Origin of the sequence: Umezakia ovalisporum Ak1311, assembly GCF_029891685.1 — a bacterium.
GTDB lineage: Bacteria > Cyanobacteriota > Cyanobacteriia > Cyanobacteriales > Nostocaceae > Umezakia > Umezakia ovalisporum.
This window is the reverse complement of record NZ_JANQDJ010000067.1, coordinates 65,166-91,707: the sequence shown is the minus strand read 5'-3', so window position 1 is coordinate 91,707 and position 26,542 is coordinate 65,166. Positions and strand designations below refer to the sequence as shown.

Sequence of the window (26,542 nt, the reverse complement as noted above, 5' to 3'; positions counted from 1 at the left end):
GTATCAAACCCATAACCAGCAAACATTGTGGGTATTGATACGCTGTATATTAGTTTTTGATCACTGCTGTGTGTTGACTAAGCTATCAGCAATTAACTCAAGGTGAAGAAGCCGGGATGTAGTCACACTCAACTTGTTCTTTTTCAGGGAAAAACTAAATAGAAGTTCACAGTGTTGATGGGTGTGCTTTACCTCATTAGTGTCAATTCAGCTTAGAGTTGATAGTATTTGGCTTAACGTCATGATTTCAGTCTTATAGAAACAAGGAGAAAAATCGTGAAAACATTGGTGCGTTTATTAACAGTATTTAGCTTGGTGCTGGGTTGTTGGGGATGGCTGGGAACAACTCACATAGCCACAGCAGCCAGTATCAACAGTATTACTTTTGCAGAAGTTCCAGTTTCGGAAATTTCGCGACAGAATAGAGCTGACGCTAAGTTAGGAACAGAATTCGGTAAAAAAATTGATTTGAATAATACCAACATCCGAGCTTTTCAACAGTACCCAGGGCTATACCCCACTTTAGCGAGGAAAATTATACTCAATGCTCCTTATAGCAAAGTAGAGGATGTCTTGGAAATCCCCGGATTAAGCGATCGCCAAAAAGAAACTTTGAAAGGTAACTTCGAGAACTTCGCTGTGACCAAATCAGAAACTGTTTTTAACGAAGGGGATGATCGCTTTAACAACGGTATCTACAGATAAATAACAAGTAAATTGGGCATGGGGCAATGGGGGATGATCCCCTTGTCCATCCATAGCCCAATCACCAATAGTTCGTTGATGCTAACATCTGTGAGATTTATTGGTGGAGTCTTAGCAAAATCAAAAATCCAAAATTCAAAATAGTTTGACATTGGCTCAAATAGATATTTCTAGTGAATTTGATGTGTTAGTAGTCGGTGCTGGCGCTGCTGGACTTTACACAGCACTGTGTCTACCAGAAAACTTGCGAGTCGGCTTGATCACCAAAGAAACTTTGTCTTTGTCCGCCAGTGATTGGGCCCAAGGAGGCATTGCTGCGGCCGTAGCCCCAGAAGACTCGCCTTCATTACACATTGAAGATACATTGAAAGCAGGGGCGGGTTTATGCGATGGCCAGGCGGTAGAGTTCCTAGCCCAACAAGCCCCGCGGTGTATTCAATCCCTGGTTAACTTGGGAGTAGCTTTTGACCGTAACGGTCAAGGTTTAGCTTTAACCTTGGAAGCCGCTCATTCTCGTCATCGCGTTCTCCACACTGCCGATACTACAGGTAGAGAAGTTACCACTACCCTGGCAGCACAAGTACTGCGCCGCCCAAACATTCAAGTTATCCAGCAAGCTTTGGCTTTGAATTTATGGCTAGAACCCCAAACAGGAAGATGTCAGGGAATCAGTTTATTTTATCAAGGTAAAATCACATGGATTAGAAGCTCTGCCGTGGTTTTAGCCACCGGTGGAGGTGGTCAGGTATTTGCCCAAACCACTAACCCAGCTGTCAGTACGGGTGATGGAGTAGCCATCGCCCATCGAGCAGGGGCTATTCTCCGAGATTTAGAATTTGTGCAATTTCATCCCACTTCCCTGACTAAACCTGGTGCAGACCATTTTCTGATTAGTGAAGCTGTACGCGGCGAAGGCGCACACCTTGTTGATGACACAGGGCGGCGCTTTGCTTTTGACTATCATCCTGCCGGTGAACTAGCGCCGAGAGATGTAGTTAGTAGAGCTATTTTTAGCCATCTCAAACGCACCGCCATGGATCTTGCCACTGCCCATGTCTGGCTGGATATGCGCCCCATACCCCCTGAGAGAATTAGTCATCGCTTTCCCAACATTGTTAAAGTTTGTCAACATTGGGGTATTGATGTCTTCCATGAACCCATTCCTGTGGCCCCTGCTGCCCATTACTGGATGGGTGGTATTGTTGCTGATTTGATGAATCGCACGAGTATTGCCGGTTTATACGCAGTGGGAGAAACCGCCAGCACTGGAGTGCATGGGGCTAATCGTTTGGCCAGTAACTCTTTGCTGGAATGTATTGTGTTTGGAGCACAGATGGCTAATATTGAACTGCCAGACATAACACCATCTGTTCCAGACACCATGGGAACCTCAGAAATACAAACATTGCCATTCAGACAATTTAGTGCGGATGTTGATGAATGGCAAACCCAAAAAACGCAGTTAGAAAAAATTAGAGACAAGTTACCGCGTTTAGTTTGGCAAAGTGCGGGGATTTGTCGGGAACAGTCAGGTTTGGCAGATGCGATAGCTACTGTTGAATCTTGGCAACAAGATTTTTCCGCTTTGCCTTTGAGTCAATTTTTACTCGATTTAAGTCCTAAGGAACCAGTTAGTTTAGACATACCAGATGTAGAACGGCAATTGCGACTCTGGGCAGAAACCCGTAATTTACTTGATGTAGGGTATTTAATTCTCAAAAGTGCGGCGTTTAGAACTGAAAGCCGTGGGGGACATTATCGCCTAGACTATCCTCAACCAGATCCTGATTGGCAACTCCACACCTTGGTACAAAAAGGCCACTGGCAGAAATCTCTGATTTTAAAAAATTAACTTCCTAAAGAGGTTACATTTCAATACAATCTTGTTGTCGTATCAATAGCTACCTAGAGAAAAAATATCTTGCCTTTACAAATCTTCTATGTGGCGCACCTCCAACCGAAGACACAAAGTAACTGGGATTCCATAGCAAAAAAAGTCAACTGGGAGATGATATGGCCACAGCTCAACCAGTTGACTATGTTGAACGCGAGTTTTAATGGAAAACAAGACTAATTGTCAGTAATTATTTGAAATACTTGAAGTTTCTGGAACCTGTATAACCAGAAATTTTTGCTAGTTGGTCAAGGTTTTGGACTCCGCTATAGGATTTACCATTAATAATCCAAGTGGGGAAGCCTGTAATATTCGCTGCTTGACAAACTTTTGGTTGACCTTTAGGGCTATCAGCAGCACACTCCACCGTAATCTGATTGTCTTGAAGAATCTGGTAAGCTTCTTTACCAAAGAGTTGTTTTTGTTCGTGGCAGTGAGGACACCAATAGGCAACATATTCCTTAGCATCCGTGGTGGACAGATGGCGTGCTAGTTCAATTTCTGCTTCACCGGAAGTGGTGGTAATTTCCCAACCAAAGGCAGGATTGGGTTGTTCTTTGGCAGTAAAGTTAATTTTTTGAGGTTCTCCAGGAGTTGAGTCTGATGTCGCACCTGATGGATTGACCCCAGCATAGACACCTAAAGTACCAATTAGGGTGATCATCCCGACAATAATAGCGGTAAAAAAGATTTGCCCGATGTCTTCCCAAAGACGACCGATAATCGTCAAGACTAAAAGACTTACAGAGAAAAAAGCAGATGCAATACAGTAATAACAGAAGGCTTGGATTTGAAATGCCAGCAAGTACATTAAATAGCCACTGAAAACAGACATGGCCATGGATCCTATCAACAGCAACCACCAAGTCGAGTTTTCCAGTTGTTTAAGGCTATTTTTGTCACTGGGTTTCCATACTAAGGGAACAACAGCCAAAATCATCATACTCACATAGGCCAAAAACCCAAACAAAGCTAGTGGCTGACCGCCAAAAATTGGTATGGTTGCCCAAGGACTGGAAAGTACATCATTACAGCTTTTAGCGCCGGCTTCGGCCACACAAGCTGCACTACCTCCTGTGAGCTTTTGTACGGTGATATAACCTGTTGTTAAGGCACCAAATCCTGCGATCGCGGCAATCAATGGACGCGACCATTTGTGAATCCAAGGAGTAGAACGGCGGCGAATCATAAATTACTATTGGTCATTGGTCATTGGTCATTAGTCATTAGTCATTGCCAAGACTGTACTTCTTTGACTTTTGACTTGTTCAGTCCCCTAGGAATGTATTTTCATAGGGCCAGAAACAGACTGAATCTCACCTGGAGAATTTCCACGACTACGGGCGGCTTCCACAAATTGACTGACGCGAATCGGGTCAATTGGTTGCTCAATTCGACCGTGGCGTTTGAGCGAGCTAGAAACAATTACACCATTGGCCGCCTGCATCAGTGTAGCAATATTTTCCCAATTAGCCCCACTACCAATGAAAACTGGAGTTCCATTTGCCGCACCACAAGCTAGTTCCAAGTCTTCTTGGTTAGGGGGGCTACCAGTAGCCCATCCGGACAAAATTATTGCATCTGCTAAACCTCTTTCAATTGTGTCTTTCACGGCAACTGTGAGATTTGGGGAACTCAACGGACGAGCGTGTTTTACCAACACATCAGCGATAATTTTGACATCGCAGCCCAATTCTCGCCGATAACGGAGTAATTCATGGGCTTCTCCTTCAATTAATCCTTGGTCAGTGGCCATCACCCCTGTCAAAACATTGACACGAATGAACTCTGCTCGCACGCAGCTTGCAATGGCCATTGCACTTTTGCTATCGTTCCGCAAAACATTTAAACCTATGGGTAAAGTCACCAAATTTTGGATTCTTTGTACCACCACAGTCATAGCAGTTACAACTGCCGGGTCTACTTGGTTTTTGGCAAACGGTGCGTCAAAAAAGTTTTCTACAATAATGCCGTCTACCCCGCCACTGGCTAGGGCTACTGCTTCTTGTTCGGCACGGTTAATTACCGCTTTGAGATTTCCTCCCCAACGGGGCGAGGTGGGCAGTGGAAGTAGATGAACCACGCCAATAATCGGTGATCGAGTTTTAAATACCTGATATAAGTCCACGTCTTTAATCCGCTTTGTGGGGTCTAGTGTTCACCAGTCGAGAGTCTAGAATTTGTTTAACTGTGCCATTGTTTGGTTCAAGCCCCGCAGCTTTTCTGCGGCACAAATCAACAATCCTCAATTTAAAATCCGCAATTTGTATTCCCTTCTAGGTGCAGTCAATCTAAAATCGCAAATCTAAAATTCAAAATTGTTTGACTATTGACTATTGAACGCCAGTCACCTCAAGTCCGGGAACCTGCTGGTGGTGCTGGATCCTCTTAACTTTTAACTAACTAGTCACAATGTGTTTGAACTTGGTTGTCTTACTACCTCTCCCTTGGGATGGAAATTATTGTAAAACCTCCCCTAAGATATGTTAAGATAAAACTAGGCTAGAAGAGGAGTTTGCCACTCAAAAGAGGCGAGGCAGCTTCCCCTGGCTTGGGCATATCCCCTGCGTATCTTCGTCGGCAAAGCCTAAGCATAAGGGTAGCGTTATTGCTTTATTCGGCGTGGTGTCGTACTCCTGCGGAGAAATACACGCAGGGGGCGCGATTTCCCTGAGGGTAGCGACTTCTCACAACAAGCCCTTTGGGCAGCTTCCCGATGGGTAAATTAACAACAGACACCCTGCGGTAATGAAAAATACCAACAGAGAATTTGTTAAAAAAATATAAGTGTCAATTGTACTGAAAGGTACTGAGTTTACCCTGGGAAATAGACTAAATACTACAAATATCATAACATGGCTGGAAAACACCCATGTCATTGATCCCCAGGTGGTAGCTGGCAATTGAAACCTGTTACTCTAGCCTTAACTGTATAAAGGTGTGTATTACAAGGAGCGAAATCGCAGCTGCTTGGATATCAGACTACAAAGAACAGAAAATGTTTTCAAAATATGGGTGAAAAGCCAACAATTGCAATTTCGCACTTGGGCTGCGAGAAGAATCGAATTGATACAGAACATATGCTGGGACTGCTTGTAGAAGCAGGGTACGGTGTAGATACAAATGAAGAGTTAGCAGATTACGTTATAGTTAATACTTGTAGTTTTATAGAAGCAGCAAGAGAGGAATCTGTCAGAACTTTAGTAGAACTGGCAGAAGCGAACAAAAAAGTGGTCATCACTGGCTGTATGGCGCAGCACTTCCAAGAGCAGTTATTGGAAGAGTTGCCGGAAGCAGTGGCATTAGTAGGTACTGGTGATTATCACAAAATTGTTAGTGTAATTGAGCGTGTAGAAAAAGGAGAACAGGTCAAAGAGGTTAGTTCAGAACCAACCTATATTGCCGACGAAACTACACCCCGTTATCGTACTACAACCGAAGGTGTTGCCTATCTGCGGGTGGCCGAAGGATGTGATTATCGTTGTGCATTTTGTATTATTCCCCATCTGCGAGGAAACCAGCGATCGCGTACTATTGAATCTATAGTTGCTGAAGCGGAGCAGCTAGCTAGTGAAGGGGTGCGGGAAATTATTTTAATTTCCCAAATTACGACTAATTACGGTTTAGATATCTATGGTAAACCAAAGTTAGCCGAATTACTTCATGCTCTGGGTCGAGTAGATGTACCGTGGATAAGAATGCACTACGCATATCCCACCGGGCTGACCCCAGATGTGATAGAGGCAATCAAAGAAACCCATAACGTCTTACCATATCTAGATTTGCCTCTGCAACATTCTCATCCAGATATTCTTCGCGCCATGAATCGTCCTTGGCAAGGACGAGTAAATGATGGGATTATTGAACGCATCAAAGCAGCCCTACCAAATGCCGTACTGAGGACAACATTTATAGTTGGTTTCCCTGGAGAAACAGAAAAGCATTTTGAGCATCTACTACAATTTGTCCAGCGACACGAATTTGACCATGTTGGTGTATTCACCTTTTCACCAGAAGAAGGAACCCCCGCATACAAGCTACCCAATCAGTTACCCCAGGAACTAATGGATGAGCGCTGGCATAGATTAATGGCGCTTCAAGGGCCAATTGCGGGTAAAAAAAATCAACAGGAAATCGGCAAAACCGTTGAAGTCCTGATTGAACAAGAACACCCTGAAAGTGGAAAGCTCATAGGTCGATCAGCTAGGTTTTCCCCAGAAGTGGATGGTCAGGTATATGTCGATGGGGAGGCAAAATTAGGAACCATCGTGCCCGTAGCGATCCACACAGCTGATACATACGACCTCTACGGTCAAGTTGTCAATGCTTACCCAAAGTAGAGGCATCAGGGTGAGTCCAAGCACTGCGTATGCCTGCATCACGCCAGTTATGACGCAGCGTTTCCACCACAGAGAAGTCACGACAAGCCCTTGGGGCATTGCTGACTTTCTTTCCTCGTGGGACCCTTCCTCAGACGAGGGTTTCACACACAGGCATTAAATCTGACTACTGAATGCAAGTGCTGTTTATAAGCAACTGCCGTCGGATTTACAAATCTAAAACTAAAAAAAACAAAATCTAGGAGAATTAATGACTCTTTCGTTTCAAGAATTAGGTATTTCAGAAAAACGTGTTGAGCAATTAGAAACAATCGGCTTTACCACACCTACTAATATTCAAGCTCAAGCCATTCCCCAACTGCTAGCAGGTCGGGATGTGGTGGGTCAATCTCAAACTGGAACAGGTAAAACAGCAGCATTTTCCCTGCCAATTTTAGAGCGGTTGGATGTTAATCAAAAAGCCGTACAAGCAATGGTACTAGCTCCAACCCGTGAGTTAGCAATTCAAGTACACGATGCTATCAACCAATTCGCAGGCAATGAGGGATTGCGGATTCTAGCAATTTATGGTGGTCAATCAATTGAACGCCAAATGATGCAACTCAAACGTGGTGTTCACATGGTTGTGGGTACACCAGGGCGGATGATCGACTTACTAGATCGGGGGTGTCTGAAACTCGATCAAGTAAAGTGGTTTGTCTTAGATGAAGCCGATGAAATGTTGAGCATGGGCTTTATTGATGATGTAGTTAAAATTTTATCTCAAGCCCCCAAAGAGCGGCAAACCGCTTTATTCTCGGCGACAATGCCACCATCAATTCGCATGATTGTGAATAAATTCTTGCGAAACCCTGCAACAGTCACCGTTGAACAGCCAAAAGCGACACCCAACAAAATCAACCAAGTAGCTTATCTCATCCCCCGCCACTGGACAAAAGCTAAAGCATTACAGCCAATTCTGGAAATGGAAGATCCAGAAACAGCTTTAATCTTTGTGCGTACGAGACGTACAGCAGCAGAACTCACCAATCTACTGCAAGCAGCTGGTCACAGCGTTGACGAATACCACGGTGACTTGTCCCAACAAGCACGGGAGCGACTATTGACACGGTTCCGTAATCGTCAAGTTCGCTGGGTAGTAGCTACTGATATTGCTGCACGGGGGTTAGATGTGGATCTACTCTCTCATGTAATTAACTACGATTTGCCAGATAGCGCCGAAACCTATGTTCACCGCATTGGCCGTACTGGTCGTGCGGGTAAAGAAGGTACAGCAATTTCTTTGGTACAACCTTTTGAGCGGCGCAAACAACAAGCATTTGAGCGCCATAATCGTCAAACTTGGCAATTGCTGTCAATTCCTACACGGGCTCAGATTGAAGCGCGACACATCCAAAAATTGCAAGGACAGGTCAAAGAAGCCTTAGCTGGGGAACGCCTGGCTTCATTCTTGTCCATAGTCAGTGAACTGAGCCAAGAATATGATGCTCATGCCATCGCTGCTGCTGCATTACAAATTGCTTATGATCAAACTCGTCCTGCTTGGTTGCAAACAGGGGTAGACCCCCAAGACGATGCACCCTCCTCCAAGCCCAAGTTGGCCAAACGTCGTAGTGGAGAACTTTCTGGTGACAGAAACCGTTCCTCTTGGAACAAATCAGACAGCAATGATGGAGATGAAACCAGACGAGGTACTCCAAAGCCTAAGCTCCGGAGTCGCCGGGATGCTTCTGTGTCATCTACCAATCAAAAGCTAGGTTCAAATGCAGCTAGAGAATAAACTCATTGGTTGGTAGTCATTGGTCATTAGTTATTAGTCAAACCTATCTACTAAAGACTTATGACTAATAACTTCAACTCAGCCAAGGACCACTAATTTGTTCTAGTTGCTCCATTTCGTCGCTGTTTAATCTCCAGCCCAAAGCGCCTGCATTTTGTTTTACCTGTTCGGCAGTTTTTACCCCGACAATGGGAATCACATTCCCTTGAGCAATTAACCAATTGAGGGCTACTTGGGCAGGAGTCCGTTGGTACTTTTGTCCCAAACTATTGAGTAAAGAAATTACTGGGGCAATTTTTTGTAACCCTTCTTTACTAAATCGCGGGTCTATTGTTCTCGCACCAGTGGGAATTTCAGTTTGGTCGGGTGTGTACTTACCTGTAAGTAATCCTTGAGCCAAGGGACTATAAGCCAAGATAGTCACACCCAACTCACGAGCGGTGGCCAAAATACCATTGCTTTCAATTTGACGGGTCAGCAAGGAGTAGCGCACTTGGTTCACTGCTAAAGGTACTCCCTGGGCTGCCAATATTTGGTGGGCTTCCCGCATTTGAGTAGCTGAATAATTACTCACCCCTACTGTGGCAATTCTACCCTGCTTCACTTCATTGGCTAGGGTTTTCATCAAGGTTTCTTGACTCAAAAAGAAGGCAAATGGCCAATGCACTTGGTAGAGTTCAATGCGTTCTCGTTGTAGGCGTTTGAGACTTTCGGTTAAGGCATCTGAAACAGATTGACCTGTAAACCGCCAAGGTAAAGGGCCAAATTTCGTCGCCATTTGCACAGGTTTTTGGGCTGTTTGCATGAATTTGCCTAATAATTCTTCTGAAAGCCCAAAACCATAAATTTCTGCTGTGTCAAAGAAAGTAATACCAGCCTCTAATGCTGCTGCAAAAGCCTCTTGTAATTGTTCTTGACCATAGCCATTGCCATAATTCCAAAATATTTTGTCACCCCAAGCCCAAGTACCAATACAAAGGGGTGTAACAGTGAGGGCATTTTGTCCTATTGCGATACTTTCCATATGGGAATATTTATTTTATTTACATTTCTTTACTTTTCTAGTTTATCGCTATGGCATTGGCTAACTGCATGAAAATTGGCAGACTTGGTGAAGATAAGGTTTATTGTTAATTAAAGGCTAAATCCTGTAGTGTTTGCGGTTAAAGTAGCAATGGCAACTAGCAATTTTTTACCCGATCCTGAATCAGGTCAGTTACAGCCTGTGGTACAAGTGAACTTAATCACTATGTTCCGGTTGGGCTTGTTTCAAATGGGACTGAGCATGATGTCAATCTTGATTCTGGGAGTAATCAACAGAGTCATGATTCAAGAAATAGCAATTCCGGCAACATTGGTGTCCTTAGTACTAGCACTACCTGCATTTGTTTCACCCGCCCGGATTTGGTTCGGTCAAATGTCAGACCTTAAACCGATGTGGGGTTACCATCGTACGGCTTATGTTTGGGTAGGAGCAGCAGTATTTGCCATCGCTTCATTTTTAGCAATACAAGTATTGTGGCAATTAAATTTAGCAGCTAACAGCAACAACGGCTGGGTATGGACAAACCAAACAATCGGCTGGATAGGGTTGCTATCTTTGATTTTTGCCATATATGGTTTAGCAATTTGTGCCAGTAGTACGGCCTTTACTGCTTTGTTAGTAGATATATCCCAAGAAAATAACCGTTCTCAAATCGTTGGTGTTGTTTGGTCGATGCTGATGGTGGGGATTATTGTAGGGGGGATAACTAGTTCCATTTTACTGAAACAGTTAACTCCAGGAGGACCCATAGAAAGTTTACAAACAGCAGTCAACAGATTGTTTTTTGTGGTTCCGGCTATGGTTTTTGCCCTGGCAATCATTGCCACATTAGGTGTAGAAAAAAAATATTCCCAATATTCTAGTCGTTCTGACGCTAGGAATCGAGAAGACAGCGTTGGTGTGGGTAGAGCTTGGAAAATTTTGACAGCTAGTCGGCAAACAGGTTTGTTTTTCACATTTTTGCTGGTAATGACCATCAGCTTATTTATGCAAGACCCTATTTTGGAACCTTATGGTGGTCAGGTGTTTAAGATGTCTTTGGCGGAAAGCACGAGATTGAATGTTTTTTACGGTATGGGTATCTTGATAGGCTATGTTGTCACTGGTTTTTTAGTTGTGCCTTATTTGGGTAAGCGCAGAACTGCACGCCTAGGCTGTGTAATGGTAGCGATATGTGCAATATTGCTGGGCGTATCAGGGTTTACAGCCAATCCAGCTTTTCTTAAATTCAGCTTGTTATTGTTTGGTGTAGCTACCGGTTTTTTAACTACTGCAGCCGTTAGTTTAATGTTGGATCTCACAGCAGCTGAGGCCGCAGGTACTTTTATTGGGGCTTGGGGATTAGCTCAATCTGTCTCTAGGGGAATCGCTGTAGTGATGGGCGGTACTGTTTTGGATGTTGGCCGTCAATTTTTACCTAGTTTAGAGCTAGCTTATGGAATGGTTTTCTTTCTGGAAGCAGTGGGTATGGTAGTGTCGATTTGGTTCCTAAACCGCGTCAACGTTAAAGAATTTCAAACCAGTGCTAAACAAGCGATGGCTTCTGTGTTAGAAAGTGATTTAGATTGATTTCTTGGTTAGGGAACGCTTTTGGGCGAGAATTAATTCATGAATGATTTTTGGACAACAATTCTCGACTTTGCCCAAACAACCACCACCAGAGTGGCACAGCAGCTGATGCAAGATTTTGGGCAAGTGCAGGCTTCTCAAAAAGCTGATGGTAGTTTAGTTACACAAGCTGATAAATGGGCAGATCAGGAAATTGAGGAGGGGATCACCGCTCATTTTCCTGGTCATGGCATTTTGAGCGAAGAAAGCAACAAAGTTTTTCCGGTTACTGAGTGGTGCTGGGTCATAGACCCTTTGGATGGCACTACCAACTTTGCTAGGGGTCTTCCCATTTGGTCAATTTCTATGGGATTGCTGTATCATGGTACTCCTGTTTTTGGTTATGTTTACGTACCACCCCTGGCTCAAACTTTTCACGGTTTCTGGGTGGGTTCATCAGGATTGACAATGCCTTCAGGAGCATTTGTTAACCATAAGCTCATCCATAGCAGTGGTGATGCTCCCAGTAAAAATCACTTTTTTAACCTCTGTTCCCGTAGCACCTCAGTGATTCAACCGGGCTTTCCCTGTAAAATTCGGATGCTGGGCGTAGCTAGCTATAACTTTCTCACAGTTGCGGCAGGAGCTGCGGTAGGTGGTATTGAAGCCACACCGAAGGTTTGGGACATAGCCGGGGCTTGGGTAATTGTCCAGGCTGCTGGTGGTAGTTGGATATCTCTCCACAATGAACCGTTTCCTTTATTATCGGGGGAGGATTATAGCGATCGCTCTTTTCCCACCCTTGTGGTGAGTCGCCCGGAATTAGTGGCAGTGTTTACACCGTTTCTGGAAAGTTTAAGAAAAAATATCAATTAATTATATTGAGTAAACAAAGAGTATGAAAGGATGGGGCTACTAAGTCTGCCCCAGTTCTTCGTCGGTTTGTCTGTTTTTTTGGAAGGGATGTTAAACTTTAATAAACCGTTTCATCTTCCTGACGCCATGCGGGATCAACAATACAAATAAATACCAGAGGTTCGGTACCAGAATTGCGAATAAATTGCCGTGTATTGGGAGGAATATACACTGCGTCTCCTGGTTCAACTGTCTGAGCTTCGTCGTTGATGTGCATTTCTCCCTGTCCACTCAGAATGTAATAGACTTCTGAAGTAATAAGTGAGTGGGGTTGAGAGGTTTTCCCCACAGGTAAAGTTGCATGAGCCAAGCTATAGCGTAATGCCAGAGGCTGCTTATGGGGATGCAGCAGTTCCCGCAGAATGGTATTATCTCCAGCAATAAATTCTTGACAGTGGTTAAGTTTTTGAACTAGCATCAGTGGGTTTTTGATTGAAAATTTTCAACTTCCCTATCTAGTAGAGCATAGGATTGGTCTTTGGTTGATAGTCAGAACAATCAATAGCTTCTTCTGTGCTGGCAATAGATGGGTGTACAGTACATTTCAAACGGTAGTTGTCAGTAAAAAATTGGCAGTTAGCACAGGGAATTTGATGCATTTGCTTGGCTGTGTGGACACTATCTCGAGCTGCTACCCAAAGACTCCAACCAAAGAGCACAATTACAGTCCAAGCAGTCACAAAGCAAATAGGGACTAATAATGGTTGAGTCCCACGAAGGAAAAAATTTGTCAATTCTAACACGGTAAGTCCTGATAAAAATTCAGAGTTAAAATTCAGAGTTAGAAGTATCTTAACTCCTAACTCCTACTTGCTAACTTCTGACTACAGAGGGACAAATTGGCAGACTGTGTTCCTTACCCCTTTTCTCTGGAATGATGGGAACAAATTGGTAACTAGTAGCTGCTGGAGGGGTTCCACTAGCTTAAACAATAAACCGGGAAATTGCTTAAATAGTTTGTAAAAAATAAAACTCCTTTCCATGGGCTATTTTGATTTGAGCTTGGGTGCAAGGCCCATGGTGTGGGGATGTATTTTCTAAAGAATAGCGTAAGTCCACTCAGGGACCATGACTATCTAGTTAAACGCCAGCATGACCCATGGCTATACCAGCTACAAGCATTCCTAAGACCAAGAATGGTTGGGCGCTGGCTTGGTATTTAACATCATTTTTTAGAGGGTCACGCAGGAAATACATATCCTGAAAAGTGATTTGTGGGATGATTAACAACAGCAAAATTGCTGCATACAAGTTTTCGTGAATAGTGATGAGATAAACTGCAATCACAGCTTGAAATACATCAATCATCCCTGCACAGACCCAAGCTGCTGTGGTGACACCAAACATTACGGGTAATGATTTTAATCCGAACTGGCGATCGCCTTCGACACTTTTAAAATCATTGACAATGGCAATACCCAAACCAGCCAAGCTATAAATCACGGTGATGACCACAATTTTCCAATTAAGTTCGCCAAACAAAGCATGACCAGTACACCAAGGAAAAGCCATATAGCTAGCACCAAGAGCATAACCACCTAACCAACCGTTTTGTTTTAGCTTTAATGGTGGTGCTGAATAAATGTAGGCAATAAATGAACCCAGTATAGCTATAGTTGTGATTGTGGGAAATTGATTACCTGCCCAAGTATCTAATGTGAAGGCTACGACATTTCCTAAGATTAACAAAATCCAAATTTGTGTAGTTACTTGAGGTAAGGGAATTGCGCCGGAGGGAATGGGGCGGTAAGGTTCATTGACCGCATCAATTTCACGGTCATAATATTCGTTTAAGGTTTGGGTATAACCTGCGAGTAAAGGTCCAGAAACAAGCATACAAGCTGCTGCCTTCAAGACATTTTCCCAAGTCCAGGTATAGTTACCCGAAGAAGCAGCACCACACACTACACCCCAAATCAGGGGAATCCAGGTAATGGGTTTCATCAGTTGCAAGCGGATTTTCCAGATAGATTTTTCTCCTGGTGCGGCTCCTTTCATGCCTAGCAACTGGCGAGTTTTGGCGTTACGGTGGTCAACTGCGGTGATTTCTTGATTCTGTGAAACAGAAGCCATAGCTTCTGTTGGTTGGGAATTAGGGTTAGTAGGAGTTGATTCTGACATCAGACTGACTTATGAATGGAAAGTAGGAAGTGGGGAGGAGGCAAAGGGAATGGGCAAAGATGTTTTTGAGTACCCAGTACCCAATCCCCAGTACCTAGTGTTTAAAAAGAAATTATCAAATAATTATTCTGAAATTTCGCTCCACTAACCTGTCTGCCAGTTAGTGCGGGAGGAAGGAAGAGATTACGCCGATGGTCTCCTGCTTCTACTGTAACTTCTGGGCCATATTGGGTGAGTTTGACTTGCTTTTTATCAAATCCCGGCAAAAATAAGCGTACTTGACCATTGTGGACGTCAACTTCCACTGGTTTGGGAGCTTGTAGTGCTTGTTCTACAAAGTTAGGTAGTGCATCTATCAAAGGTTGCCATTCCCCCCTGGGAGATGGGAGAACAACACTGACAGGAAGAGGTGTAAATTCTTCGCTGAGGTTGACTTGGGCTGTGGGTGACACCACAATCACACCACCAACAGTTAAACCGATTTGTTGAGCGCTACCCCACAAATAACGGGAATTTGCCACTTCTAGGGGGTCTGCTGTGGTCACCAAGAAAGCGGCCATGCGACGAGGATCTCCAAGGGCTGCTTTTCCCTTGTCTAAAAAATTATTTACTTGGTTGGTGGGGAGAGCAAAGTTATCTGCTGTCCAGTTGATGTTAAACAAGCTGTTAACTATCGTCTGTACTAAAGGCGATTCCGCAATAGTCTTTCCTAAATCAGAGTTGACAAATAATTGCTGAAATCGCCGCACATACCAACTGAGAGATTCTGGCATCCCTAACATTCGCAGGGTAAAGGAATCACCTGTGCCATGGTAGATAATCGCGTCATATTTGCCACTGGCATCATATTCGCGGATAGCATTCAAGGACAGGGCGCTGTCCATCCCTGGCAATACTACCAGTTCTTGACCATAAACATCTTTGAAAATGGGCGTGCGGAGGTATTGCGCCTCCAGTTTTTTCACTTCTTCCCAGTTGCGTTCTAGCAATACAGACGATTGAAATTGCACAACTTCTAAATTAGGAGCAATTTCCTGGGGGTCAGGATTCAGGGTTTGCTCCAGTAACATGGGTAAAACTGGTTCTGCAAACCCTGCTAGAAGCACACGCTTGCCTTGGCTTGCCAATAACTTGGCGGCGGCGATCGCTATTTTTGTGTGTTCTACACCGCCTTTGCCCAAAAATGTCAATATCAGGGACATTACTTGATTCCTATTTTCAGCGCCAATCTTTTCAACTCCAACTTAGCACTCGGCAAATACTCTTAGCTTCCGCGTTGAGTTTGATCTATTACACTGGTTTGATTTCATCTTCAAAGAACCAAGTGGAAGAATTGTCGTCAAACAGTACCACTACACCAATTCCCTTACCATCGGTGACTTTGTACTCTTGAATAATGCCTATTTGTCCCAGTTTTTTGGCAATGGTAGCAGGTACGCGGTCCCGCAGACGAAAAACTTTAACCTTTTGTCCAATTTCCATACTTAGTCACAATTCAATAAACCAAGTCTCAGTTTAGCTGAATCGGTGTCCCTGGGGTGATAAATTTGGGGTATGAGGGAAAAGAGTTTCCTTTTGACAATCAATAAAAAGTCACAATCCAACCCACAGGAATCTCATATACTAAAGATATAGATGGAGATTGAGGTTCACTGTTGACTGTCCAAGTTGTGCATCGGTGATACAAAATTTGAGCAATTAATGACTCTATTCTTAATAGACAATGAACTTTATCTGGGTAAAACGCAAAAATTGTAAATTTTTATTGCAGGATTCAACACTTCTGGAGATTGAGTAACTGTTGATTGTGTTTCCCATAATGGTTCATTGACTAAGTTGGAACGATTCAACACCAAAACATCGGGAAACTAAGCTGATTCACTCGCGAATGCTTTGACTAAAGCAGTCTTGGGTATACCATAGGGTAAGTTTAAACGCAGATATTCAGCAGTAATTTTTTCATTTAAAAAACAAGTTATATCTTCATGTTTCCCTGGGGTTGATTCATTTCAACTATGACCCCATTATCTAGTTCATAGCGGTTTACTGCTGGTTTCCAATCTATAAACTCTCGAAAAGTTACTGGTTTGGTTTTCAGGAGTGCTTGAGCCATGATTGACCTATTTGGGTGAGTTTTCCTACGGAAAATATCCCCTACTTCTACAAAAATTTATGACTATCTAACAAGATTATAGTCAGAACTCGGGGATATGAGTATTTAACACTCAGTCCGATAAATCCGACTTAAGCTATTAAACAGGGGTTTCTAACCCCTGGCGGGGTGGGCGATGGCACTTTGTGGTAGGGGCGATGGCGGCGATGGGTGTTCACTGGGGATGTTGACTCTGCTGGGTAATATCCCCGACTTCTACGAAAATTTATCACTACCTAATAAGATCATAGTCAGAACTCGGGGATATGAGTACTAATTCTGACAAAAAAAAGGGCATAAGTTGATTATGCCCTAGAAAAACTTATGAAAAAGGTATGTTCCTATTCATCTACGCAAGAATGAAATCTGCTGTGCTTAGAGCCAAGTCACCATTGAGTTGAATGAATAAATCATCTGTGAGATCAGGTGTTGCATTAGCAGCCAGGATGAAAGTGTTACCTCCCAAATTAAAGTAACCAAACCTATCAGCACCTATGAGAGTGGCTGCATTATTTGCAGCATCCGCTATCGGACCCGCAGGGGGGACATCAACATCAACTTGTCCTGCAAAGTCATCTGCAGTAAGGTTTAATGCTCTCAGGTCAATCTGGTCTTGTCGTGTTGCTGCAGCTCCTCCTACTCCCGGGATTGCTACCGTAAAGCCAGCAATAGTATCAAAAGTTTGTCTGTTCGAGTCAGCAGCAGATGTATAAATGAAGGTGTCATTACCAACACCACCTGTTAAGGTGTCATTACCACCACCACCTGTTAAGGTGTCATTACCAGCACCACCTGTTAAGGTGTCATTACCAGCACCACCTCTTAAGGTGTCATTACCATCACCACCTGTTAAAGTATCATTAAGAGCAGTACCAGTAACTGTTAACTGTCCAGTATAGGCAGGTTCACCAACACCAGACCCATCAATTGTGATACCTTGGCGAGCATTTTCCGGCAGTGTGGGGGCTGCTATGATCAGGTTTCTGTCCTGATTTCCCAATCCATCTCTACCTGGCTCACTTCTTGATCTGATAACATTGATAATTAACGCCTCGTTACCATATTCTAGGGTATCAATTCGATTGGGAGTGGTGCTTACACTGGTATTATTATTCCGGTCAGAGAATAAAGTCAGAGTTGGGATGTTTTGATCTAAGGTTAAGTTAACCCGTTGCTGTGCTCCTTGAAGGGTTAATGTCCCTGTATTATCCAAGCTAATTCGATCATTTTGATCAGCACCTCGGAGGGTAACATTACCTGCTGGAGCTGCTGGAGTTACAAATTCAAAGCGGTTAATACCGGTGATTTGCCCAGCATCTGCGGTCAATGTAGTTCCATTCAAGCGCAGGATTTCAATACCTTGAGCACGGTTATTGATGACAGCGACATTATCGGGTAGTTGAGCATTACCTGTAGCTGTCAAATCAGCTGCAATGTTAGCGCCTACAAGTTCTAAGGTATCTGTTCCGTCCCCACCTTGGAAAGTTCCGTTGCGCCCAAAGAATCGCCCTGCATTGAATATGAATGTGTCATCTAAGGCAGTACCAGTGGCATTCAAGTCCGCAGTGAAGATTCTAGCATCAATAGTAACACCGTTTTCAGCATCTTCTGGAAGCTCAATTCCCCCGATGGTTAAAGCTCTCTCTTGAGTTCCCAAAGCATCAGCCCCTGTTGGACTTGTTAAAACGTTAATTGTTAACCCATCAACATCAGATACTAGTCTGGTGATAACATTTCTACCGGCAACAGTAGCATTATTAAATCTGTCAGAGGTTAAACCCAGAATTGGAGGTGAATTTTCTAAGGTCAAATCAACACTTGCTTGTGCTGCTCCTCGGAGGTTTAATCTTCCTGTACCATCTAGGGTGAACCTATCATTAGCAGCAGCATTGCTGAGGTCAACCGTGTTAGCGGCAAACTCATATCTGTCAACAGCAGTAATTCTGCTAGCGTCTACTGTTACAGTAGGTGCGTTAACAACTATATTTCCTTGCAAGCGCAAGATTTCAGTGTTCTGAGCTGCGTTAACAGCATTGAGTAAAGGAGCGTTGGTGTTGTTCATAACAACATTAAAATCACCCCTCAATAGTAATGTATCTGTACCATTACCACCACTAACTCTGTCCTGAGTATCAAAGTTGGCAAGCACAAACCCAATAGTGTCATCACCGGAACTACCTGTGAAGTTAACCCTACCGTTATTAAAGGTTAATTCTACACCGCCACTGTTAGCAGAGGCATTAACAGTTGTCTGTGCAGTGGGGTTTAAAGTAATTTGGGTGACAACTTCTAGCCCTGCATCCCCGCTAATATTGATGTTTCTGACGGGTATATCTGCTGGGGTTGCATCGTTTGGTAGACTTCCACCATCAATTGTATTAACCCCATCGTCAAATTCACTTTCCGACCTCAGATTAACAGTCTCGACCCGATTACCTTGTATTGTCAGGCTTGTTGAAAAATCAGTCATAGAAACAGCCGCAACCGTTCCATTACCAAAGTTACCAGTGATAGGACCATTAGTGACATTATCAATACCAAGTTCAACATCCCGCAGTCCGGTAACGGTCAAATTAAAACCCGGATTAAACTTGACAGTAACTCTTTCTAGACCTGAACCAGCCAGAGAGCTAAAGTCAATATTTCCGCCTTGAGCGTTGATTAATTCAACGTTTTCAATACCTCGGAGAGTGGGTAAAACCCTATTAGCGTAATAGTACTCGAAAGTATCTGTACCAGCATCACCATCAATCTTATCCCCTACTTGAACAGTGGCGAAAAATTGGTTCCCATTGTCTCCAATGAACACGTCACTACCAGCAGTACCTACAAGATTTTCATCAGAACTGGTGGTTAGGGTAAAGGGTGTTTGGAAGTTATCAGTCAGACCTTGAGCAACGGCTACCTTATTGTTCAAAACCTCCCGATCTCGACTATTGGGAGCAGCAGCCTCTAATATTTCTAGAACAACTTCCGCTCTGGAGGAATTGTTGATTCTTTCAACCCAAAAATTCCTACCTCCCTCGTCTGCAACGCGTCCGAAAGCACTACTGTAGAGCAACTCGACAAATTCACGGTTAATCAGCCCAGTATATCTTTGTTGCGCTTCTTCTGAACCGATAATACTGGCGGTGATATCAGCGATAGATTTACCTTCATTCAGCTGAGAAACCCAAAAAGCCTGACCCCCTGCATCTGCTGCTCTACCGAGCAATGTTACATAAAGGGATTGCACAAGTGAGCGATAGGTATCATTCTTAGCAGTCTCAACTCGACGATTTAGAGCTTCTTTATCAGCAGATGCTGCTGAAGCAATAATATCACGAACTACTTGAGCTTGTGTATCTACGGTGGGTGATGCGCCTAATCTCCCGACCCAAAAAGCTTTACCACCTGAATCTGCTACTCGACCAAAGGCGTTGCTGTAGATAAACTCAATAAATTCACCAGAGGTAAAACTAGCAATTCTTGCTTGTACTGCTGGTGAATTAGTCAGCTCCGTGGCCAACGTTGTGAGAGAAGATAGACCGAGATTTAACCGCCTTGTCCAAAAAGCAAAGGCTTCTGGTTCTGCTTCTCTACCAAGGAGGGCAACATACAGGCTCTGGATATTATTGATATTTTCGACTGTCATAAGTTTGGATTTTCACTCCTTTGAAGTTGGATAAAACACAACATCACACCTGTAAGAAAACATACTTAGCTTTACATAGGCTACATACAGCTTATGTTAAATAATGCCACAGCACTATTTGTGGATGAGTATAAAATGCTGCCATGGGACATCATCAAACATTTTGCTTTTTTTTTCATCCATCTAAAGAGATATATTTAAATTTGTATTGGCTCTTGTCATCCATCTTTAGATGGATATTCATTGAATACTCGTGATCGGATGCCTATGTCCATGGATCGGGATTCAAAATTCCCGAAACCTAGGTAAAATATGGATATTAGACAATAATGCTTTTCTTAGTAAGGGAGTAAAATATTATTTTTTGTCATTTGTCATCTATCTCTAGATAGACTTTCTAACACTCCTAGTCATAATTTACCCGATAAAAAAAAGGAAAATCCTTCTTGATGTAATCAAGAAGGATGAATATCACAGGTTGTTTGATTAGTTTTCAGCGCTAATTCTCATGACATTTTCCCTCACCCTCCCCAGGGTGAGGGAGGGGTCAAATAATATTTGACACTGTAACTATTCTTTCTTTCCTGGATTTACAGAGTTTTGGCAAAGATTGAATTTAATACAAGATTTTAAATCTATGAAGCCATCACAGGAACTACCGTTATAGACTTCAAAAACTATTAGTTCATCCACCCAGTCATAACTTACTCCTGTTTCGGAATGTATACCCACGGTAATGGTATAAACTCCCTTATTCATTAAGCAGGGAAGTTGAAACACTACTTGTAATTGTTGATGTTGTGGAATATTCGGTAATTTAGTCTGCTGTAAGTGGGTGTTAGTGCCATAAATTACTAAACCCATGAGATTTCTTAAGGATATACCAACAACTAAATCAGAAAGTTCTGCTTGGGCTAGAATTAATATATTAATTTCAAAACTCTTACCTGTTTCTAACTTGGTGACTGTTTCACCCTGGTAATCCAGAATAGTTACCTCTTGAATGACTGCTAGCTGATTACCATGCCTACTTAGATTTTTATAGTGATTATTTTGACTTATATTATCAGGATTGTCAACTAATTGGCATGTCTGGGTGATTCTTGTTTCTATTTCCGGCTCATCATCTGCGCTTAATAAGGCAATATAATGGTTAACTACATCATTAGGAGTACCTATTTCTAGCATCCTGCCACAATTCATCAACATAGCGCTATGACATAACATTTTCACACTACTGGCATCATGGGAAACAAATAATATAGTTACGCCCTGTTCTTTGAGTTGACGAATTCGCTTCATACAGCGAGCTTGAAACTTTGCATCCCCCACGGCTAAAGCTTCATCTACTATTAAAATACTGGGTTCTGTATGAGCCACCACCGCAAAAGCTAACCTGACCACCATCCCACTAGAATAAGTCTTCACAGGATGGTCAATAAAATCCCCAATTTCCGCAAAAGCTTCTATGTTATCAAACTTAGCTGTTATTTCTTCTCGACTTAAGCCTAAAATTTGACCGTTAAAAAATACGTTTTGTCTCCCAGTAAACTCTGGGTTAAACCCGCTACCTAGTTCTAGGAGGGCGGATACCCTACCATTCACAAATACTTCACCTGTAGTGGGGGTGAGGGTTCCGGCGATAATTTGTAAGAGTGTACTTTTACCAGAACCATTTTGACCAATAATTCCTAGAGTTTCCCCCTGGGGAACCTGTAAGTTAATATCCCGGAGCGCCCAAAATTCCTGGGCGTAGTTTTTATTGGGTAGTAAAATTTCCTTGAGCTTATCTACTGGACGAGGATAACGCTTGTAAGACTTGGAGATGTTCTTTAGTGAAATGGCAATTTCCTCACCCATACCATCCTAATTAATTGGTAAAAACTTTGCTACAGGACATCAGCAAAAGCCGGACGCAGCTTTTTATAAACGGTAAACCCAAAACCAAATATAATCAAGGCGACTACACTAGCAATTCCCCATTCTCCCCAATGTTGCACCTTTCCCACTAAAATTAAATCACGATATACCTCGGCGATGGGGGTGAGGGGATTTAACCAAAATACCCAATTGCGCCACCCTTGGGGAATTGAAGTAGCGGGATAAATAATTGGTGTTAGATACAACCAGATATTTAAAACTACCCCCAGGGTTTGGGGAACATCACGCAAAAAAACCGTCAACCCCGCAGCTAAGTAACCCAAACCAGTAGTAAGCAGCAACTGGGTTAACCAAACTAAGGGTAACAGCGCCAGGGTAGGATGTAATGTGTGAGTTTGAATAGCTACAAATACAATCAGCGCCATTAAACCAAAAGAACTTTCAATAAACGTGGATAAAACTGGTACCAAGGGTAATAAAGCCAGGGGAAACACTACCTTTTTAACTAAATTTGGCTGTCCTACCACGCAACCAGAGGACTGGATGAGTCCTCCAGAAAAAGCAATCCAAGGAAGCAAGCCCGCAAATAACCACAATCCAAAGGTAAAATTATTTTCCGGTAGGCTGGTGAGGGTTAACTTAACTCTCAGGACAATGGCAAATACGTAAGTATAAATTAGTAACTGTGAAAGCTGATTCACCAAGGGCCACAAATTCCCCAGGATTGACCCCTTATACCGGGCTTCTAAATCTCGCCTGACTAGGGTTCTGAGTAAATCGAACTTAGCCCTTAACTGCTGATTTATTGGCAGTATACTCCTCAGCTTCCCTGGGTGTCCCATAATTCCCACTAATTAATCCTCACTCACAACTGATTACTAATAGCGTTTTCTGATTATAATGCCCAAAACACCGGATTTCTCATAAAAATCCGGTATGTGACTGGTCAACTACACATGACACTGTAACCATATTTGCAAATCAGCCACAGTGGTAAAGTCTAGCAAGTCCTCACCCAAAGTCTCAATCTGTGACAAAGATAACCCCTGTATCTGTGATACACACTGGGGGGAAACCTCACCCAAGGGACGATTTAATAACCCCATCACCAAGGATAAAGCTTCCTTTAAGCTTCCCCCTCCCAGACCCTGTTCCAAACCTTCTTCCTTAGCTTCCCGTATACCTCCAGGTTCCACCAAATCCAATCCCAACATAGAGACAATTTACTCTCTACTTAAGTTTTTAAACTTGTAAATAATAATTGTTGTGACTAAATCTATTATGGCTGTTTGTGACTATTGCTGTGCTTGTGTGAGTAAAAACCTGGCGGTGTCTATGGCTTCTGTTAAATAAATTCGGTGTATTTATCCTCCCAACAGCAGGGAACGATGAATGTTTAAATTACTGGTTTCTAAATTGCGAGAGCCAAAAATAATCATCCCTACCCAGTCATCATAACGAATGGGGTGACGGTACAAAAACAGAGATAATTCTGAAAAGAAACCAAAATACAAATCTTCATCTTTTTGAAACTTTACCTCAGCTAAAAATACTACCTGATAATCTACATCATCGTGGGTGGGTAGAAATACTCTATCAATGGGGAAGGAAGTTTCTTTGACTTCCACAGGCTCAAATTGGTAATTAGTAGCTCCTGGGGGTGGTTCCACTAGTTCAAACAATAAACCAGTAACTTGCTTAAATAACTTGTAAAAAAAAAGAGTCCCGTCTCACGGGTGGTTTTTGGATATTTTAGCTACAGTGTTAAGCCAATGGGCTGGGGATGTATTGTTTACAGATTACCATGAAGCCCTGGGGGGGAATTAAATTAACCTTCTCATCACTTAAGTCCAGTCAAAGGCCATGGTGATGGTTGAGAATAATACTTAAATGCTGCCAAAATTTACCCAAAATTGCTGAAATTTTACCCAGAAATGATACAGTCAAACTACAGCTATCTTTAAGGGAAAGCTAGAACTAGTTTTTAAACACTGTTAGCCACTGTTTATGTGATGATAGAATACATCCTAATTTAGTTATATCTGTTGAAAGAAGGATGTTTTAAAAATTATGATTACTGTATAAAATATCGTTTGACCCCACCCTAACCCTCCCCTTGGAAGAGGAGGAAAATTGATTTTGCTGCTTTCCCCTTTACTCACCGTTCCGGTGTTACTTCTCTAATAAAGTTATAAAACAACCTTTGAGCCATGATCGGAGAAAACAATCCCGAAATTAACGTTGATGAATTAATGGCCAAGATCCGCCATGAGGTGGCTAAACCCAAGGGTCAACCTCAACGAGTGATCAAATCATCTAATACAGATACAAGTAATCTGACATTACACTTGAGTTATGTTGAATCTTTCCTCAAAAATGCTGAGGATAGGGCATATACCCGCACCAAGTGGCCTGATAAACTCAACCGCTTTCCTTTTAATCTGAGCAAAAAGTTCCAAAAAGCCACTTTAAAGTTATTAAATTTTCTCTTTAAAGACCAAAGAGAAATAAATTTTAATTTGCTCCAAGCTCTCAGAGAATCTGTATTTATTAACGGACAATTAATAGCAGAAATCTCTAGCTTAAAAACACAACTTAATGAACATTTACAAACAGTAGATACTCAATTACAAACCACCCATGAGCGCCTACAAACAGTAGATACTCAATTACAAACCACCCGTGAGAATTATATCAGAAATGACAGCTATGTGAAAAATGATCTCATGCAGCAGAAGCGGTTAATAGGATTATTTTTCGACGAAGCACGGCGACGATTACCCGCACCCTTTGATCAAGAACAGATGCAAACCTTTGTCAATGAAGATGAACATTTGTTAGATGCTTTCTATGTTGCTTTTGAAGATTATTTCCGGGGTAGCCATGAAGATATATTGAATAGATTAAAAGTATATTTACCTCTGATTGAACAAGGCAATGTTGGTACACCAGACGCACCTATTTTAGATGTAGGCTGTGGCCGGGGTGAATGGTTAGAATTACTCAGGGACTCTGGATATATATCTAAAGGTATAGATATCAATAGAGTGATGATAGAGCAATGTCAAGCCAGAGCCTTGGATGTTATGGCCGCAGATGCCATCGATTATTTACAAACTTTACCAGAAAACAGTTTAGGTGCTATCACAGGATTTCATATTATTGAGCATTTACCCTTTAAAGTATTGATGCGGTTATTTGCAGAAACAGTCAGGGTGTTGAAACCCCAGGGGTTAGTAATTTTTGAAACTCCCAATCCTGAGAACATTTTGGTAGGTAGCAATAATTTTTATTTAGATCCCACCCATCACCATCCATTACCTAGCGCTACAATTCGGTTTATGGCTGAAATATCTGGTTTATGTAATATCCAAGTGATGAAATTACATCCATATCCAGAGAATCAACAAGTCAAAGGTGAAGATTTAGCCCAACGCTTTAATCATTACTTTTATGGTTGCCAAGATTATGCAATTGTAGGTTATAAACATGAGTAGCTATAAAATTGCAGTTGTAGTACCACGTATGCTCAATCGGGAAACTGGAGGAGCAGAAAGATTTTTTACAGGTCTCGTCAATTCTCTCAATACCACAACTACATCCGCCGATATTGTTGAAGTCTTAATTGATGAATCTAGCTTTGAAAGCATACAAGAATCATATTTACGTTGCTATGATTTAGACGTTTCTGCTTATGATGGAGTAATTTCTACCAAAGCTCCTACTTTTTTGCTGCGTCATCCTAATCATATATGCTATTTGGTTCATACAATCAGAGTATTTTATGATATGTTTGAGCAGGAATTTGGTAAGGGGAATCAAGTTTTAACAACTCAAAGAGAAACTATTCAAAAACTAGACACAGGAGCCTTACGACCTCCAAGAACTAAAAAAGTTTTTACTATTGGTAACGAAGTTAGTCAAAGACTAATGCAGTGGAACGGTGTAAAGAGTGAAGTTTTACATCCAGCACTGGTATTAAATAATTTTACCAGGGGGAAATATGACCATATATTTTTACCAGGAAGGCTACACCGCTGGAAGCGCGTAGATTTAGTGATTAAAGCAATGGCTCACCTCCGATACCCCATGAACCTCAAAATTGTCGGTACGGGAGAACAGGAGCAAGAATTACGTAGACTCAGTGAGACGGATGAGCGGATAGAATTTTTGGGTCGAGTTTCCGATGAAGAACTGTTGAACTTATATGCCAATGCCTTAGTAGTACCCTTTGTACCTATAAGAGAAGATTATGGGTATGTGACTTTAGAGGCTTTTTCTCATTTTAAACCAGTGATTACTTGCCAAGATTCTGGAGAATCTTTACAGTTTGTTAAAGACGGTATAAATGGTCTAGTAGTTTCGCCTAAACCCAAGGAAATCGCTAGAGCCATAGAATACTTCATTAACAACCCAGAACAAGCTAAAATCATGGGTGAGCGGGGAAAAATTGCCATTAGTCACATTAACTGGTCAAATATATCTCAGAGGTTATTAAGTGTTTTGCAAAATAACAATGAATAAGAA

General features: G+C 42.4%; 22 protein-coding genes and 1 pseudogene. 8 read left to right on the top strand and 15 right to left on the bottom strand.

What is annotated here, in order from left to right:
* Positions 1-276 precede the first annotated feature (276 nt).
* Positions 277-705, top strand: a complete 429-nt coding sequence (gene psbU, locus NWP25_RS12715; RefSeq protein WP_280649686.1) for a photosystem II complex extrinsic protein PsbU — start codon at positions 277-279, stop codon at positions 703-705.
* On the opposite strand, the gene NWP25_RS12710 is transcribed toward psbU, so the two are convergent.
* Positions 696-857: a hypothetical protein gene (locus tag NWP25_RS12710; RefSeq protein ID WP_280699544.1), complete on the bottom strand. Its 162-nt coding sequence runs from the start codon at positions 855-857 to the stop codon at positions 696-698. The two genes, psbU and NWP25_RS12710, sit on opposite strands and share 10 nt — an antisense overlap.
* Between NWP25_RS12710 and nadB the strand changes: the two genes are divergently transcribed.
* Entirely contained in the window at positions 857-2,557 is a 1,701-nt protein-coding gene (nadB, locus tag NWP25_RS12705; protein ID WP_280649685.1) for an L-aspartate oxidase, read from the top strand. The two genes, NWP25_RS12710 and nadB, sit on opposite strands and share 1 nt — an antisense overlap.
* Before the next feature lie 232 nt (positions 2,558-2,789).
* Here nadB and NWP25_RS12700 read toward each other — a convergent pair whose 3' ends face one another.
* Positions 2,790-3,788: a vitamin K epoxide reductase family protein gene (locus NWP25_RS12700; RefSeq protein WP_280649684.1), complete on the bottom strand. Its 999-nt coding sequence runs from the start codon at positions 3,786-3,788 to the stop codon at positions 2,790-2,792.
* Positions 3,789-3,875: 87 nt separating this feature from the next.
* A complete protein-coding gene (gene btpA, locus NWP25_RS12695) occupies positions 3,876-4,727 on the bottom strand; it encodes a photosystem I biogenesis protein BtpA (protein WP_280649683.1) in 852 nt (283 codons plus the stop codon).
* A gap of 883 nt (positions 4,728-5,610) precedes the next feature.
* On the opposite strand from btpA, the gene rimO reads away from it, so the two are divergent.
* Together rimO and NWP25_RS12685 are read left to right on the top strand one after the other, a co-directional pair.
* Positions 5,611-6,939: a 30S ribosomal protein S12 methylthiotransferase RimO gene (gene rimO, locus NWP25_RS12690; RefSeq protein ID WP_280649682.1), complete on the top strand. Its 1,329-nt coding sequence runs from the start codon at positions 5,611-5,613 to the stop codon at positions 6,937-6,939.
* Positions 6,940-7,189: 250 nt separating this feature from the next.
* Positions 7,190-8,719, top strand: a complete 1,530-nt coding sequence (locus NWP25_RS12685; RefSeq protein ID WP_280649681.1) for a DEAD/DEAH box helicase — start codon at positions 7,190-7,192, stop codon at positions 8,717-8,719.
* Between the two features lie 73 nt (positions 8,720-8,792).
* Here the strand turns inward: NWP25_RS12685 and NWP25_RS12680 are convergent, their stop codons facing one another.
* Positions 8,793-9,743 carry an aldo/keto reductase gene (locus tag NWP25_RS12680; RefSeq protein ID WP_280649680.1) on the bottom strand — a complete coding sequence of 317 codons (951 nt, stop codon included), beginning with the start codon at positions 9,741-9,743 and terminating at the stop codon, positions 8,793-8,795.
* Positions 9,744-9,893: 150 nt separating this feature from the next.
* Here NWP25_RS12680 and NWP25_RS12675 point away from each other — a divergent pair, with 150 nt between their 5' ends.
* Together NWP25_RS12675 and NWP25_RS12670 are read left to right on the top strand one after the other, a co-directional pair.
* Positions 9,894-11,333 (top strand): BCD family MFS transporter, encoded by a 1,440-nt coding sequence (locus NWP25_RS12675; RefSeq protein ID WP_280649679.1) that lies wholly within the window; start codon positions 9,894-9,896, stop codon positions 11,331-11,333.
* A 39-nt stretch (positions 11,334-11,372) separates the two neighbouring features.
* Positions 11,373-12,188, top strand: coding sequence for an inositol monophosphatase family protein (locus NWP25_RS12670; protein WP_280649678.1), 816 nt, complete (start codon positions 11,373-11,375; stop codon positions 12,186-12,188).
* Between the two features lie 97 nt (positions 12,189-12,285).
* Here NWP25_RS12670 and NWP25_RS12665 read toward each other — a convergent pair whose 3' ends face one another.
* The 11 genes and pseudogenes from NWP25_RS12665 to NWP25_RS18545 all read right to left on the bottom strand — a co-directional run bounded on the left by NWP25_RS12665 (position 12,286) and on the right by NWP25_RS18545 (position 23,685).
* The gene (locus tag NWP25_RS12665; RefSeq protein WP_280649677.1) at positions 12,286-12,645 is read right to left on the bottom strand and encodes a cupin domain-containing protein; all 360 of its coding nucleotides are present in this window, start codon (positions 12,643-12,645) and stop codon (positions 12,286-12,288) included.
* Positions 12,646-12,682: 37 nt separating this feature from the next.
* A complete protein-coding gene (locus NWP25_RS12660) occupies positions 12,683-12,970 on the bottom strand; it encodes a hypothetical protein (RefSeq protein ID WP_280699542.1) in 288 nt (95 codons plus the stop codon).
* Positions 12,971-13,307: 337 nt separating this feature from the next.
* Positions 13,308-14,348, bottom strand: coding sequence for a chlorophyll synthase ChlG (gene chlG, locus NWP25_RS12655; RefSeq protein ID WP_280649675.1), 1,041 nt, complete (start codon positions 14,346-14,348; stop codon positions 13,308-13,310).
* A gap of 101 nt (positions 14,349-14,449) precedes the next feature.
* Positions 14,450-15,550 (bottom strand): Get3/ArsA fold putative tail anchor-mediating ATPase NosAFP, encoded by a 1,101-nt coding sequence (locus tag NWP25_RS12650; protein ID WP_280649674.1) that lies wholly within the window; start codon positions 15,548-15,550, stop codon positions 14,450-14,452.
* Positions 15,551-15,638: 88 nt separating this feature from the next.
* Positions 15,639-15,830, bottom strand: a complete 192-nt coding sequence (petP, locus tag NWP25_RS12645; protein WP_280649673.1) for a cytochrome b6f subunit PetP — start codon at positions 15,828-15,830, stop codon at positions 15,639-15,641.
* Between the two features lie 296 nt (positions 15,831-16,126).
* Positions 16,127-16,461 (bottom strand): annotated as a pseudogene (locus tag NWP25_RS12640) (Uma2 family endonuclease); the annotation flags it as partial.
* Between the two features lie 388 nt (positions 16,462-16,849).
* On the bottom strand, positions 16,850-20,134 hold the full coding sequence (locus tag NWP25_RS12635; protein WP_280699541.1) for a DUF4214 domain-containing protein: 3,285 nt from the start codon (positions 20,132-20,134) through the stop codon (positions 16,850-16,852).
* A gap of 570 nt (positions 20,135-20,704) precedes the next feature.
* Positions 20,705-21,994 carry an ABC transporter ATP-binding protein gene (locus NWP25_RS12630; RefSeq protein WP_280657521.1) on the bottom strand — a complete coding sequence of 430 codons (1,290 nt, stop codon included), beginning with the start codon at positions 21,992-21,994 and terminating at the stop codon, positions 20,705-20,707.
* A 29-nt stretch (positions 21,995-22,023) separates the two neighbouring features.
* Entirely contained in the window at positions 22,024-22,857 is an 834-nt protein-coding gene (locus tag NWP25_RS12625) for an ABC transporter permease (RefSeq protein WP_280699548.1), read from the bottom strand.
* 108 nt (positions 22,858-22,965) lie between these two features.
* The gene (locus tag NWP25_RS18550; RefSeq protein WP_313959073.1) at positions 22,966-23,229 is read right to left on the bottom strand and encodes a DUF4351 domain-containing protein; all 264 of its coding nucleotides are present in this window, start codon (positions 23,227-23,229) and stop codon (positions 22,966-22,968) included.
* Positions 23,230-23,379: 150 nt separating this feature from the next.
* Positions 23,380-23,685, bottom strand: coding sequence for a DUF2887 domain-containing protein (locus tag NWP25_RS18545; RefSeq protein ID WP_313959072.1), 306 nt, complete (start codon positions 23,683-23,685; stop codon positions 23,380-23,382).
* Between the two features lie 540 nt (positions 23,686-24,225).
* Here NWP25_RS18545 and NWP25_RS12615 point away from each other — a divergent pair.
* Both NWP25_RS12615 and NWP25_RS12610 read left to right on the top strand, forming a co-directional pair.
* A complete protein-coding gene (locus NWP25_RS12615) occupies positions 24,226-25,512 on the top strand; it encodes a class I SAM-dependent methyltransferase (RefSeq protein WP_280699539.1) in 1,287 nt (428 codons plus the stop codon).
* Entirely contained in the window at positions 25,505-26,539 is a 1,035-nt protein-coding gene (locus NWP25_RS12610; protein ID WP_280699537.1) for a glycosyltransferase family 4 protein, read from the top strand. Before NWP25_RS12615 ends, NWP25_RS12610 begins: the two co-directional genes overlap by 8 nt.
* The last annotated feature ends 3 nt before the right edge of the window (positions 26,540-26,542 follow it).

What these genes read in the sequence shown, in the direction of transcription:
- NWP25_RS12710 (WP_280699544.1), bottom strand. Translation starts at nt 857, where the DNA reads ATGTCAAACTATTTTGAATTTTGGATTTTTGATTTTGCTAAGACTCCA.
- NWP25_RS12700 (WP_280649684.1), bottom strand. Translation starts at nt 3,788, where the DNA reads ATGATTCGCCGCCGTTCTACTCCTTGGATTCACAAATGGTCGCGTCCA.
- rimO (WP_280649682.1), top strand. Translation starts at nt 5,611, where the DNA reads ATGGGTGAAAAGCCAACAATTGCAATTTCGCACTTGGGCTGCGAGAAG.
- NWP25_RS12685 (WP_280649681.1), top strand. Translation starts at nt 7,190, where the DNA reads ATGACTCTTTCGTTTCAAGAATTAGGTATTTCAGAAAAACGTGTTGAG.
- NWP25_RS12680 (WP_280649680.1), bottom strand. Translation starts at nt 9,743, where the DNA reads ATGGAAAGTATCGCAATAGGACAAAATGCCCTCACTGTTACACCCCTT.
- NWP25_RS12675 (WP_280649679.1), top strand. Translation starts at nt 9,894, where the DNA reads ATGGCAACTAGCAATTTTTTACCCGATCCTGAATCAGGTCAGTTACAG.
- NWP25_RS12670 (WP_280649678.1), top strand. Translation starts at nt 11,373, where the DNA reads ATGAATGATTTTTGGACAACAATTCTCGACTTTGCCCAAACAACCACC.
- NWP25_RS12665 (WP_280649677.1), bottom strand. Translation starts at nt 12,645, where the DNA reads ATGCTAGTTCAAAAACTTAACCACTGTCAAGAATTTATTGCTGGAGAT.
- chlG (WP_280649675.1), bottom strand. Translation starts at nt 14,348, where the DNA reads ATGTCAGAATCAACTCCTACTAACCCTAATTCCCAACCAACAGAAGCT.
- NWP25_RS12650 (WP_280649674.1), bottom strand. Translation starts at nt 15,550, where the DNA reads ATGTCCCTGATATTGACATTTTTGGGCAAAGGCGGTGTAGAACACACA.
- petP (WP_280649673.1), bottom strand. Translation starts at nt 15,830, where the DNA reads ATGGAAATTGGACAAAAGGTTAAAGTTTTTCGTCTGCGGGACCGCGTA.
- NWP25_RS12635 (WP_280699541.1), bottom strand. Translation starts at nt 20,134, where the DNA reads ATGACAGTCGAAAATATCAATAATATCCAGAGCCTGTATGTTGCCCTC.
- NWP25_RS12630 (WP_280657521.1), bottom strand. Translation starts at nt 21,994, where the DNA reads ATGGGTGAGGAAATTGCCATTTCACTAAAGAACATCTCCAAGTCTTAC.
- NWP25_RS12625 (WP_280699548.1), bottom strand. Translation starts at nt 22,857, where the DNA reads ATGGGACACCCAGGGAAGCTGAGGAGTATACTGCCAATAAATCAGCAG.
- NWP25_RS18550 (WP_313959073.1), bottom strand. Translation starts at nt 23,229, where the DNA reads ATGTTGGGATTGGATTTGGTGGAACCTGGAGGTATACGGGAAGCTAAG.
- NWP25_RS12615 (WP_280699539.1), top strand. Translation starts at nt 24,226, where the DNA reads ATGATCGGAGAAAACAATCCCGAAATTAACGTTGATGAATTAATGGCC.
- NWP25_RS12610 (WP_280699537.1), top strand. Translation starts at nt 25,505, where the DNA reads ATGAGTAGCTATAAAATTGCAGTTGTAGTACCACGTATGCTCAATCGG.